Origin of the sequence: Pantoea phytostimulans (genome assembly GCF_046118715.1) — a bacterium.
GTDB lineage: Bacteria > Pseudomonadota > Gammaproteobacteria > Enterobacterales > Enterobacteriaceae > Pantoea > Pantoea phytostimulans.
Genome location: NZ_CP173698.1, coordinates 1212009 through 1225065 on the forward strand (window position 1 = coordinate 1212009; position 13057 = coordinate 1225065).

At 52.2% G+C, this 13057-nt stretch carries 10 protein-coding genes; 6 read left to right on the top strand and 4 right to left on the bottom strand.

All coding sequences use genetic code 11. The features are described 5' to 3' along the window. The first annotated feature begins 115 nt into the window (after positions 1 to 115). Together fabI and ACF2G4_RS05755 are read left to right on the top strand one after the other, a co-directional pair. Positions 116 to 904 (top strand): enoyl-ACP reductase FabI, encoded by a 789-nt coding sequence (gene fabI / locus ACF2G4_RS05750; protein WP_215846734.1) that lies wholly within the window; start codon positions 116 to 118, stop codon positions 902 to 904. Between the two features lie 341 nt (positions 905 to 1245). After that, positions 1246 to 2364: a CMD domain-containing protein gene (locus ACF2G4_RS05755; RefSeq protein ID WP_409075682.1), complete on the top strand. Its 1119-nt coding sequence runs from the start codon at positions 1246 to 1248 to the stop codon at positions 2362 to 2364. On the opposite strand, the gene ACF2G4_RS05760 is transcribed toward ACF2G4_RS05755, so the two are convergent. From ACF2G4_RS05760 to ACF2G4_RS05770, 3 genes are all read right to left on the bottom strand, one after another. Continuing rightward, positions 2361 to 3257 (bottom strand): LysR family transcriptional regulator, encoded by an 897-nt coding sequence (locus ACF2G4_RS05760; RefSeq protein WP_215848275.1) that lies wholly within the window; start codon positions 3255 to 3257, stop codon positions 2361 to 2363. The two genes, ACF2G4_RS05755 and ACF2G4_RS05760, sit on opposite strands and share 4 nt — an antisense overlap. Positions 3258 to 3393: 136 nt before the next feature. Next, positions 3394 to 4707: an MFS transporter gene (locus tag ACF2G4_RS05765; protein WP_409075683.1), complete on the bottom strand. Its 1314-nt coding sequence runs from the start codon at positions 4705 to 4707 to the stop codon at positions 3394 to 3396. 121 nt (positions 4708 to 4828) lie between these two features. Continuing rightward, positions 4829 to 6859, bottom strand: coding sequence for a choline transporter (locus tag ACF2G4_RS05770; RefSeq protein ID WP_243077850.1), 2031 nt, complete (start codon positions 6857 to 6859; stop codon positions 4829 to 4831). Positions 6860 to 7105: 246 nt separating this feature from the next. Between ACF2G4_RS05770 and betI the strand changes: the two genes are divergently transcribed. The 3 genes from betI to betA are packed head-to-tail and all read left to right on the top strand — an operon-like array spanning position 7106 to position 10899. Continuing rightward, the gene (betI, locus tag ACF2G4_RS05775) at positions 7106 to 7699 is read left to right on the top strand and encodes a transcriptional regulator BetI (protein ID WP_243077849.1); all 594 of its coding nucleotides are present in this window, start codon (positions 7106 to 7108) and stop codon (positions 7697 to 7699) included. 14 nt (positions 7700 to 7713) lie between these two features. Next, positions 7714 to 9186 (top strand): betaine-aldehyde dehydrogenase, encoded by a 1473-nt coding sequence (betB, locus tag ACF2G4_RS05780; protein WP_409075684.1) that lies wholly within the window; start codon positions 7714 to 7716, stop codon positions 9184 to 9186. Between the two features lie 24 nt (positions 9187 to 9210). Next, positions 9211 to 10899 carry a choline dehydrogenase gene (betA, locus tag ACF2G4_RS05785; protein ID WP_243077848.1) on the top strand — a complete coding sequence of 563 codons (1689 nt, stop codon included), beginning with the start codon at positions 9211 to 9213 and terminating at the stop codon, positions 10897 to 10899. A 70-nt stretch (positions 10900 to 10969) separates the two neighbouring features. On the opposite strand, the gene aroD is transcribed toward betA, so the two are convergent. Beyond that, positions 10970 to 11836: a type I 3-dehydroquinate dehydratase gene (aroD, locus tag ACF2G4_RS05790; RefSeq protein WP_409075685.1), complete on the bottom strand. Its 867-nt coding sequence runs from the start codon at positions 11834 to 11836 to the stop codon at positions 10970 to 10972. Between the two features lie 95 nt (positions 11837 to 11931). Here aroD and ACF2G4_RS05795 point away from each other — a divergent pair, with 95 nt between their 5' ends. Beyond that, positions 11932 to 12993 carry an FUSC family protein gene (locus ACF2G4_RS05795; RefSeq protein WP_409075686.1) on the top strand — a complete coding sequence of 354 codons (1062 nt, stop codon included), beginning with the start codon at positions 11932 to 11934 and terminating at the stop codon, positions 12991 to 12993. Positions 12994 to 13057 lie beyond the last annotated feature (64 nt).

Sequence of the window (13057 nt, forward strand, 5' to 3'; positions counted from 1 at the left end):
GGTCGATTTACCCGATCACAAAGAGACGTGCTAGAATCCGCACGTCGATTAACGTCGGTCGCCTACTTTTTAATCAATGCGACCGCCAACAACAATGACCATAAGGATTACAGCTATGGGTTTTCTTTCCGGTAAGCGCATTCTGATTACTGGCGTTGCCAGTAAACTTTCCATCGCCTACGGTATTGCACAGGCGATGCACAAACAGGGCGCAGAACTGGCTTTCACCTACCAAAACGACAAATTGAAAAGTCGTGTGGAAGAGTTTGCTAAAGATTTGGGTTCCGACATCGTTCTGCCGTGCGACGTTGCAGAAGACGAGAGCATCAAATCACTGTTCACTGAACTGGCAAAAACCTGGCCGAAATTTGACGGTTTCGTTCACTCCATTGGTTTTGCCCCAGGCGACCAGTTGGTGGGTGATTATGTGAATGCCGTAACCCGTGAAGGTTTCAGCATTGCTCACGACATCAGCGCGTATAGCTTCGTTGCGATGGCGAAAGAGTGCCGCGAGATGCTGAACCCAAGCTCAGCGCTGCTGACGCTTTCTTACCTGGGTGCTGAGCGCGCTATCCCGAACTACAACGTGATGGGTCTGGCGAAAGCTTCTCTCGAAGCCAACGTGCGCTACATGGCGAACGCGATGGGTCCAGAAGGCGTACGTGTGAATGCCGTTTCTGCGGGTCCAATTCGTACCCTGGCAGCTTCAGGTATCAAAGACTTCCGTAAAATGCTGGCACACTGCGAAGCGGTAACCCCGATTCGTCGTACCGTAACCATCGAAGATGTCGGCAACTCAGCAGCTTTCCTGTGCTCTGACCTGGCTGGCGGCATCACCGGCGAAATCGTTCACGTTGACGGCGGCTTCAGCATTGCTGCCATGAACGAGCTGGAACTGAAGTAAGTTCTGCAATAAATCGTGAAATCAGTTTTAAGGGCGAGTCTGACTCGCCCTTTTCTTTTGCATCATTTATACCCCAAATCATCCGCGCTGCAGAAAGGCAGCAAGCTTATCAGCTCCAGGAGCTTACTTTGGTAAGGCTGGGGCGAAGAAGCCCGCCCAACCTATCTGCAGTTTGAATGATGTCGGGCTAGTCGTCGTTATATTCAATCGCTATTAATTATCACCGAACAATCTTTTGCCCTGGCTTGCCCTTCGGCGACGATAAGTCAGCCCTTCGTCGCCGCGCTGTTTTCAGATTATTGCTCAGCTGCGACGAACCTGAATTTGCAAAAGGATTAACCATGGAACATCGCCGCTACCCTGGCCATAACCACTGGTTTTACGAGAGCCAGACCAGCCCGCGTAACTCACAAGCGGCACCGCTGGTTCCCGAAGCTGCCCACATTGACGATCGCTTCCTGCTCGGTTTGCAGCAAGAGACATCTGCGCTGCAGTCGCTGCTGCTTGATAATCAGCCTGCACTGTTGGCAGCACGCGATCTTAGCCAGCTACTTTTTCCTGACAGCTCAGCGCCGACGTTGACGCACACGCTGACCTTGTATGATCGACTCAGCACCGCGCTGACCGTGGCGCAGGTAACGGGCGTACAGCGTTTGTGCAATCACTATTCAGCTCGCCTGAATCCGTTGCCGGGGCCTGATTCATCACGTGAAAGTAATAATCGGCTAACTCAGATCACACAATATGCACGCCAGTTAGCCATGCAGCCTGAGGTTATTAACGCAGCGTCCATTACCGCGCTGGATGCGGTGGGATTAACCGAGCCTGATATTGTTACGTTGAATCAGCTGATCGGTTTTGTCTGTTATCAGGCGCGAGTGGTCGCGGGAATACATGCGCTGCAGGGCTTGCCGGTACGTTGGTTGCCGGGTATCACGCCACCGCCTGACGCAGATAGCAGAGGCTTTGGCCAACCACCGTCCTGGCTGCCCACACTTAAGCCTCTTGAATTGCGCTACGCCAGTGCCGAGCAGCTGGCAGCCATCACTTTCTGTCAGCCCATTACAGAACTTACCGATGCGGTGTGGGTGTTAGCGCACGATCCGGCGGCGCTGTATGGCTGGGCAATGTTGAATCAGCGGCTAGAACCCAATCCATCAACCCGTTTGGCGCAAGCCGCCAGTGCACGTATTCTCGGTAGCCGCTGGGCGTTTCAACACAGTTTCCCAGATGACGCGTTGATTGCATCAGTGGATGAGGCTGAGCTAAGTGAAGAACAGCAGCAGATCGTTACGCTGGCGGCGCAGCTCACCCGCACGCCAGAACGCTTTAGTGCAGCACAATTGCAGCCATTACTCAGTCGTGAATGGGATCAATCCGCGTTGTTTGATTTAATTCAGGCGGTTGCGCTGAGTAACTGGAACAGTCGGCTCTACTTCGCACTGGGCGAGGCGCGTTAAGCCGTAACATATCCACGCGCTTCATCAAAGAAATGCTGAGCCAGCGGCGTTGCGCGCCCCGGCTCCGCAATCACTAATGCCGCCTCTCGCGGCATTTTTGTTACATTAATCGGACGCTGGGCTAAACCGTGCAGCGATTCCGGCAGTAAATGCCCTATCGGCGAGACCAATACACCCAATCCCACTTGCGTACACTGCAACAACTGCATAATCGATGCGCTTTCAACAATCACGCGCGGAGTAAAAGTAGCTTCTCGGAACGCCATATCCAGATAGCGACGGAAGTAACGCGTCGGCTCGGCCAGACAGAGCGGCTGTTGCGCCAGGGTTTGCAAAGTGAGCGTTTCATGCTGCAGCAGATCAGGAAAATGTTCGGGATGAAAAACGGCCTCAACACCACGATCAGCGAGCATGGCGGTTTGGAAATGCAGCTCCCGCAGTGTTGCCATTTCAAAAAAACCAATGCCGACATCAACGGTATGGCTGTTTAATGCCTCCAACAGCTGATCGGCGCTGAGCACCGCGATACGGTAATCCAGCTGCGGGTAGCGCGCTTTAACGGCCTTGAGGAGTTGCGGTAGCGCGACGCTGCATTGCGGCACTACGCCCACACGCAAGGTACCGTTAACGCCGTGCTTGAGGGATTCAACTTCCAGCTTCAAGCCTTGATAAACTGAGACAATTTCTCGCGCCCAGGCTAAAACGCGATCGCCTTCAGGCGTAAATCCAGCAAAGTTGTTGCTGCGGTTAATCAACGACAATCCTAGTTCACGCTCAAGATTTTTGAGCCGCATCGATAAGGTCGGTTGAGTAACGAAACTGGCTTCGGCGGCGCGTCCAAAATGACGTTCGCGCTCTAGATTGCAGAGATAGATGAGCTGTTTTATGTCCATAAACCTTACCATTCAGTAAGTTACGATAAGGCTATATCGTGGCTAATAAGTAATATTTAAGCGTGGCTGCTCGTCAGTAGGTTAAATATCGACGAGCAGCGAAGAGATGTTCTTTTAGGACGACGCTTATGTCAATTTAAACCCCCTTTTCAGGCGGCTGATTGGCCTTCTGCTCCTCGACTTCACCCTCATTGCTCCCCATCGATGCCTGAATCACCTCCTCTTCAAGCGTCGGATTTAATGCCGCACCCAACGGTGAAGTTGCCAAACTGTCTGGCAATACCACGTGCGGTAACGGTACTTCGGTGGTCGGCATCGGAATATGTTTAGCGGTGTAACTTAACAGAGCAATGGCTACCGCGCACAGCATGAAACAGAGATAAAGCATATTGCTACCGAGCGGTTGCATCAGTGCGCCAGCGATCAGCGGCCCAATACTGGCACCAATACCAAATGCCATCAGCAGGCAGGCGGTTAAAGAAACACGACGTTCAGCTGCGACCTGATCGTTAGCTAACGCAACCTGTAACGGATAGAGCGAGAATTGCATCATGCTGGCGATAAAAGAGACGCCCAACAACCAGCCAAACGTCAGGTGCGGCAGCAAGACCAGCGGCAATGCGCTAATAGCAAACAGCACGGCGATAAAGAACAGCAAGCGCTGGCGATCGTAGCGGTCAGAGAGCCAGCTCAGCGGAAATTGCGACACCAGCCCGGCAAATATCGTTAAGCTCATGAACAGGCCGGTTTGTGCGGTTGAAAAGCCTTTACTACTGGCATACACCGGCGCTAATCCGTAAAACGCCCCTACCGCCATGCCGGTAATCAGCGTGGTGCCCAGCAGTTTAGGAATGGTATGAATGAAATAGCCCAGCTCCATTGGCGCGGGCGACATCGCCTGTACGTTGGTGCGAGTGGTCAAGGCGATAGGCACCAGACACAGCGCAAAGCAGAGTGCCACAATCAGCAAGGTGCTGACGCCAAAACTGCTTTGCAGCGTCAGTAAAACCTGCCCGCCACTTAAGCCTAAATAGGTCGCCACCATGTAAAAACCAAAAATGACGCCACGCTGCGAAGATTCAGCCTGATCGTTCAACCAACTCTCCAGCACCATGTACTGGCACATCATGCAAAGACCGATGATCAAGCGTAGAAAAACCCACAGCGGGATGAAGTCTGTCAAACCATGTCCAATCACGGAGGCGGTAATGATGCCAGCACAGGAGACGTAAGCACGGATATGGCCCACGCGGGCAATCAGGTTATGCCCAACTTTGCCGCCAATGACCAAACCGACATAGTTAGCCGCGATGATGGCACCAATCAGCGCACCATTAACCTGCTCATGCGCCAGCCGCAGCGAAACGTAGGTAGTCAGAAGGCCGGAACCTAGCAGCATCAACAATGTGGTGGCATAAAGCGGAAGAAACGTGCTGAGGATTTTTTTCATACGACTCCCTGTCAAAATCAATGAGACATAACGCCTTAAAGATAGATGATTTGTTGACGTTGCGGGTCAGCGTAGAACTGAAAAAAGCCGGAGAAAGATTCTCCGGCCTGTGCCATGCGCGTTAGACGTTGGGGAACGTAATATTGTTGCCCGGCGCTTCACGATGAAGATGGATAAAGTTCAGGTGGCGTTCGTACTGATCGAGAATATCGATAATCACCTGTTCTTTGCTGTAATCCATTAAATCGTTGCCTTGACTGCCTTCCAGCAGGAAGGTTTCCAGGCGGTAATAGGTTGATTTACCGCTGCGTGCGCGGTAGGTGAAGCCCGGGACCGAATACTGTTGCGGCCAGACCTGATAAACAAAGTCCTGCTCTTCACCCAAATTCACCCGCAGATCGAGATAGCCGATCGGGTTAGCTTCATCGGCTGGCACGCTTTCCAGCGTCACTTTACCGCCACGCAGTTCCAGCTCTTTCGCAACATCCTGCATCGCCGGGAACACCACGGTTTCCATCATTTGCTGGGTATAACGTGTGCCGGGATAGTTCATCAAACGTGACAGGCGTTTTTTCCAGCTCAGACGATCATTTGCCGCCGCAAGATAGGGAGCAGTTTCACGCGAGGCGCTGGCCCGACGGTAATCCTCAATTTTCAGCGATTTATACAAACCCGCCATCACAAAGAACATCACAAAACTGAACGGCAGCCCCATGATTACCGTGGTATTTTGCAACGCCGAAATACCGTTGGTCATCAACATACTCAGGGTTAATACGCCGATGGCAATTGACCAAAAAATACGTAACCAGTTCGGTGCATCACTGTTGATGTCTTTCAGCTTCGAAGTGAAGTTGCCAAGCACCAGCGAGCCAGAATCGGCTGAAGTGACATAAAACAGCATACCGGTAATCGTTGCCACGGAAGCACTCAGCTTAAAGGCGGGATATTGCGCCAGCAGGCTATAGAAGCCGCGTTCCGCATGGCCCATCACTTCCTGAGCAAATCCTGCATCACCGTGAATGATTTCGTACAGCGCGGCATTACCGAATACCGACAGCCACAACAGCGTAAAGGTAAACGGAATAATCAGCGTTCCCAGTACGAATTCACGAATAGTACGACCACGAGAGATACGCGCCAGAAACAAGCCAACAAACGGCGACCAGGCAACCCACCACGCCCAGAAGAAGAGTGTCCAGCTGTTCATCCATTCGGTTGGACGATCAAAAGCAAAGGTGTTCAGCGTCATGCCCATAAAGCGATTAATGTAATCGCCCACGTTCAGCACGAGCGCATTCAGCAGGAATTCAGTATTGCCCATAAACAGCACAAACAGGATCAAACCCAGCGCCAGCGCCACGTTGATCTCTGAAAGTATGCGGATCCCTTTGTCCACGCCGGACGTCACGGAAATCGTCGCAATGACCACAGACAAAATAATCAGTGCCGTTTGCGCGGTCAGCCCTTCAGGAACATCAAACAAGACTTTCAGTCCGTAGTTCAACTGAACCACACCGATGCCTAATGTCGTGGCAATACCAAAAATCGTGCCGACTACAGCAGCAATATCCACGGTATGGCCGATTGGCCCATTGATTCGCTTACCAAAAATAGGATATAGCGCCGAGCGGATGGTCAATGGCAAGTTGTAGCGATAGCTAAAGTAACCCAGCGCGATTCCCATTAAGGCGTACATCGACCAACCGGTTAAGCCATAGTGGAACAGTGTCCAGACCATTGCCTGGCGAGCCGCTTCCATGGTTTGCCCCGCCCCTTCTGGCGGCTGCATGTACTGCGCAACCGGCTCAGCCACCGAGAAAAACATCAGGTCGATACCGATACCGGCGGCGAACAGCATGGCCGACCAACTCAGTACGCTGAATTCAGGTTTTGATTGTTCCGGGCCAAGCTTGATCGCACCAAAACGCGAACAGGCCATATAGAGCACAAATACGATATAGAGTGAGGCGGATAACATGTAGTACCAGCCAAACGTCGCAGAAACCCAGTTTACTGTTTTTAAGATCCAGCTTGCGGCCAAATCGCTATAAAGAATTGTCACAAGTGAAAATGTCAGAATCAGTCCGGCTGACGTGTAAAACACAACAGGATTGATTCTGTCTTTTTCACTGGCAGGTGAATTAATCATCGATTACCTCTGGTTAATTTACTGCAAAATATCAAGAACTTACTTCAAAGCCAGGCGATGTCTGACTCGTATCCTTCCCTTTTATTGCCAAAATTTTATCTGCGCTACGGCGTTGTATTGCGCTTCCCACCGCTGCGTTTATCGTAACAACTGAAGCACAGCATCCTAACAACTTTTCTTTTTATATTGAACGTGCAATCAAAAAAAGTTTTAATAGTGGCTCGAATTGAGGGTGGAGTTGGAGTTATGCCAAAGGTGGGGATGCAGCCGATAAGACGTCGGCAACTGATTGATGCGACCCTGAGCACAATTAATGAAGTCGGGATTAATGATGCAACTATCGCCCAGATTGCGCGCCGTGCAGGCGTGTCGACCGGGATCATTAGTCACTACTTCAAAGACAAAAATGGCTTATTAGAAGCCACAATGCGCGACGTGACCCGCCAACTGCGTGATGCGGTTGCCGCCAGGCTGCGGCCTTTGGCTGATGCCAGCACAGAAGCGCGCTTGTGCGCGATTGTCGAAGGCAATTTTGACGAAACGCAGGTGCACAACGCCGCCATGAAGGCCTGGCTGGATTTTTGGTCCAGCAGCATGCATCAACCCCAGCTCAATCGCCTTGAGCGCGTCAGTAGCAGTCGGTTGTTTTCAACGCTGGCAGCAGAGTTCCGTCGTGAAATCCCCCGCGATAAGGCGCGTCTGGCGGCTTATGGCTTAGCCGCATTGATTGACGGTTTATGGCTACGTGCCGCATTAAGCGGTAAGCCCTTCAATCCAGACGCGGCCAGAACCTTGACCACACAATTCATCCGTCAGCAGTTGGCTGGCGAGCACGAATAAAGGAAGGAGAAGATATGTCCCTGTTCACCGAGCAAAAATTATATATCGATGGTGCTTACGTAGCCGCGACCGAAGGCGAAACTTTCCAAACCATCAATCCGGCCAATGGCGAAGTGTTGGCTGATGTGCATCAGGCAGGTGTAGCGGATGTTGATCGTGCCGTTGCTGCGGCGCAAAAAGGTCAAAAAGTTTGGGCAGCCATGACCGCAATGGAGCGCTCACGCATTTTGCGCCGTGCGGTTGATATTTTGCGCGAGCGTAACGACGAATTAGCTGAGCTGGAGATGCTCGATACCGGTAAGCCGTATAGCGAAACCGTCAGCGTGGATATCGTCACCGGCACCGACGTGCTGGAATATTATGCTGGCCTGATCCCCACGCTGGAAGGCCAGCAGATCCCGCTGCGTGATACTTCATTCGTTTATACCCGCCGTGAACCGCTGGGCGTGGTGGCAGGCATTGGTGCCTGGAACTACCCCATCCAGATCGCGCTATGGAAATCCGCACCCGCATTAGCTGCGGGTAACGCAATGATCTTCAAACCCAGCGAAGTGACGCCATTAACCGCGCTCAAACTGGCAGAAATCTACACCGAAGCTGGCGTGCCAAATGGCGTATTTAACGTGCTGCCGGGCACCGGACAAGTCACAGGTCAGCTGCTGACTGAACATCCCGGCATCGATAAAGTCTCGTTCACCGGCGGCGTCGCCAGCGGCAAGAAAGTCATGGCTAATGCAGCGGGATCTACGCTGAAAGAGGTCACCATGGAGCTAGGTGGCAAATCTCCGCTGATCATCTTTGATGATGCCGATCTCGATCTGGCTGCCGACATTGCCATGATGGCCAACTTCTACAGTTCAGGTCAGGTTTGCACCAATGGTACTCGCGTCTTTATCCCTGCCCCGCTGAAAGCGGCATTCGAAGCGAAAATCGCTGAGCGCGTGGCACGCATCCAACCTGGCGATTTGCGCCAGCCGGAAACCAACTTTGGTCCGCTGGTGAGCTTTAGCCATCGCGATAATGTCATGCGTTATATCGAGTCAGGTATCGCTGAAGGGGCGCGCGTGCTGTGCGGTGGCAAACGCCTTACTGGCGCGGGCTTTGATCAGGGAGCTTGGGTTGCCCCCACCGTGTTCACCGATTGTCACGACGAGATGAAAATTGTGCGTGAAGAGATCTTCGGCCCGGTGATGTCAATTTTGAGTTACGAGAGCGAAGAAGAAGTGGTACGCCGCGCCAACGCCACCGAATTTGGTTTGGCTGCGGGCGTTGTGACGCAGGATCTGAATCGTGCGCACCGCGTGATTCATCAAATCGAAGCGGGCATTTGCTGGATTAACACGTGGGGTGAATCGGCGGCAGAGATGCCGGTCGGCGGTTACAAACATTCCGGCGTGGGTCGTGAAAATGGCCTGATGACGCTGCAAAACTACACCCAAGTGAAATCTGTGCAGGTCGAACTGTCACGTTTTCAGTCAATATTTTAATTATTCCAACCTGAGGAACGACGAATGGAATTTGATTACATCATCATCGGAGCCGGATCCGCAGGGAATGTTTTAGCTACACGCCTGACCGAAGACAGCACTGTAAACGTTCTACTGCTGGAAGCAGGCGGTCCAGATTATCGTTTTGATTTCCGCACCCAAATGCCTGCGGCGTTAGCGTATCCACTCCAGGGAAAACGCTACAACTGGGCTTACGAAACCGATCCTGAACCTTACATGAACAACCGCCGCATGGAATGTGGTCGCGGCAAAGGCTTAGGGGGGTCGTCGCTGATTAATGGTATGTGCTACATCCGCGCCAACGCGATGGACCTCGATGGCTGGGCCAAAGAGCCGGGCCTGGAATCGTGGAGCTATCTGGATTGCCTGCCGTACTACCGCAAAGCCGAAACCCGTGATATCGGGCCAAACGATTATCACGGCGGAGACGGCCCGGTTTGCGTGGCAACGCCAAAAGCGGGTAATAACGTGCTGTTTGAAGCGATGATCGAAGCGGGCGTGCAAGCGGGTTATCCGCGTACTGAAGACCTCAACGGCTATCAGCAGGAAGGTTTTGGTCCAATGGATCGCACCGTAACACCACAAGGTCGTCGCTCCAGCACCGCGCGCGGCTATCTTGATCAAGCTAAAGGCCGTACCAACCTGAAAATTATCACGCATGCCACCACCGACCGCATCGTGTTCGAAGGCAAGCGTGCTGTCGGCGTGGAATATTTGGTGGGTGAGAGTAACACCTCACATAAAGCTCATGCGCGTCGTGAAGTGTTGTTGTGTGCAGGCGCGATCGCATCGCCGCAGATCTTACAGCGCTCGGGTGTTGGCCCGGCGACTTTGCTGAAGCAGTTCGATATTCCTGTGGTACAGGATCTGCCTGGCGTGGGTGAAAACCTACAGGATCACCTGGAAATGTACCTGCAGTACGAATGCAAAGAGCCGGTTTCTATTTATCCGGCATTGAAGTGGTGGAACCAGCCGAAAATCGGTGCTGAATGGATGTTAAATGGCACCGGCCTCGGTGCCAGTAACCAATTCGAAGCGGGTGGCTTTATTCGAAGCCGCGAAGAGTTCGCTTGGCCGAATATTCAGTATCACTTCCTGCCGGTTGCGATTAACTACAACGGTTCTAATGCGGTTGATGCGCATGGTTTTCAATGTCATGTCGGTTCGATGCGTTCGCCAAGTCGGGGCCATGTGCGGTTGAAATCACGCGATCCGCGCCAGCATCCTTCGATTCTGTTCAACTACATGGCGTCTGAACAGGATTGGCACGAGTTCCGTGATGCCATTCGCATCACCCGAGAGATCATTCAGCAACCAGCGCTGGATAAATATCGCGGTCGCGAAATCAGCCCGGGTCTTGATTGCCAGACCGATGAGCAGCTGGATGAGTTTGTGCGTAATCATGGCGAAACGGCTTATCACCCTTGCGGTACCTGTAAAATGGGTACCGATGCGATGTCGGTGGTTGATGGCGATGGACGCGTTCACGGCCTGGAATCATTGCGTGTAGTGGATGCATCCATTATGCCGCTGATCATCACCGGTAACCTGAATGCCACCACCATTATGATTGGCGAGAAAATTGCTGACCGTATTCGTGGTCATCAGTTACCGCGCAGCACAGCGAAATACTTTGTGGCGGGCGATACGCCAGTGCGTACAGAGCCAAAGCGCGCAAATCAACACGCATAACGATCACCCATATTGCACTCGCGCCAACAGCTAAGTTGTTGGCGCTTTTTTTGTCTGTTAACCGACTTGGTTAACTATCCTGACCCGCCTGATGCAGCGCTTTCAATGTTTGATACAGTACATTCACGTCCAACTGGCCGGGAGCAGACGCTTTTCCCAAGTTACCAAACGTCAGATTGCTGCCATACACTTCACCCGCGATACGGCTAATTGTCCCCTTTCCTCCCATTGCCATTGTCAGCAAAGGCTTATCACTGTGCTGTCGCATTTGCCAGGTGACAGACGTTAAGCGATTCACATCCTCTGGCGTTTTCGGCATCACAGCAATTTTCAACACATCAGCACCGTGCGCGGCTTGCCATTCCAGACGCTGTAACATCTCTTCATTAGACGGCGTCGCATTGAAGTCATGATAAGAGAGGATCACCGCCACCTTTTGCTGTCGCGATTCTGCCACCAGCTTTTGTATTGGTTGCTCACCGATGCGCATCTCAATATCAACCATATCAGCGAATCCCGCGGCCAACCATTGCTGATAAAGTTGCGTATAACGCGCATCGTCCAGCATTTTTTCTCCCCCTTCCTGTTTGGTACGAAAGGTCAGCAGCAACGGCTTACCGTTCAGTTTTTGGCGCATCGACTGGCCCAATTTAGCGACGCGCGGTCCATCCATAGCAAAAGCGAGTTTATCAACACGCAGTTCAACGATACTCACTTCATGCGTGCGCGCGGCTTGCTCAGTTTCTTGCAGCACGCTGGCTTCATCCTGCCCTGAGGTCGAAACGATAATCGCGGGTTGTCCCTGACCAATGCGCACATTGCCTACCTGAAGCGGCTGAACCTGCTGTTTTTTCGACTCTGGCTCTTGAGCACTGGCGTCTGTCGCGCAAACAGAAACCGCCATCGCCAGTAAAATCGCTGTGGGTGCGTTTAACATTAATGTCTCCTTTCGCTTTGGTATGATCATTTCAGTTTTTAAGATCTGGTTCACACTTTTAAGATAGGCAAGAGAGAAGCAAGGAGAGAATAAATATGAAAGTGGATGCCGGACTGAAGCACGACCTGCGGCTGGGCCTCTGTTGTTTGCCTGCACTGATGCTGATTTTTATCGGCGGATTTCTGTTAAATCATGTTGCCGAAGCGAGCGTCATTGCCAGCGGTGCTTTGCCGCTGGCCTTTGGTGCCAGTAAAACCTGGGAAGGCTCTTCATTTAAATTGCTGCTGGCAACCGTGGTGGGACTCGGTTTCTCATCCTGGCTGGGCGCCATGGCGGGATCGGTGTTGCCGCTCTACATCAGCCTGGCCATGATTTATACCGCGGCCTACGCCATCATCACGGGTATCGATGGCACCGCGGGTTGGGTATTCCTGCAAGCGGCGATCGCCTTTCTGGTCTCAGGTTACTTTCCTGGCGATATGGCGCATGCCACTCACCGAGCGCTGCTTATTTCCATCGGCGGCTTGGTACAGTTAACAATAATTTGCCTGCTGTTGAGCAAAGGTCATTTTCATTTGCAGTGGGTGAGCCGATTTTCACTGTTCTCCTTTCTGCGTCAGGAGACGCTAAAACAACGCCACAAACTCCATCTGCGCTGGTCAGTGCTGTTTGGTTTATTGTCGATGGGGATGGCGCTGTTCACCGTTGAACTTTATCACCTGAAGAATGGCTACTGGACCGGTATGACTCTGCTGTTGTGTTTGCGCAACCACTATCAAGAATCACTGCTGCGGGTGCCGGCAAGGCTGTTTGGCACGTTTCTGGGCTGTTTGTCGGCGGGCGTCCTGACCTACCTTTTCCCACAACTTGCCGTGCTGGCATGCGGTTTTATCGTTTCAGGTTACATCGCGTTTACCCTTTCCTATCGCCTGGCAACCGGCTCCTATTTTGTCTTTACCTTTTTCGTCACCCTGATGGTGGTATTTATGATTTCACTGACCGGGTTAGCGCAGGGAAATGTGGCAGCCGATCGCCTGACTGCAACGGCAATTGGCGGAGCCTACGCATTAGCCGCAATCTTATTCACCCGTTTGGCGACGGCATTACAAATCCGACTTAGCGACAATAAAAAGTCCGATCCTGAATCATTATATTGAATTAATGAACCCGGAAACGGTATGCCGATAAGGGTTCGAAAACTTCAGAGACAATAATTTACCA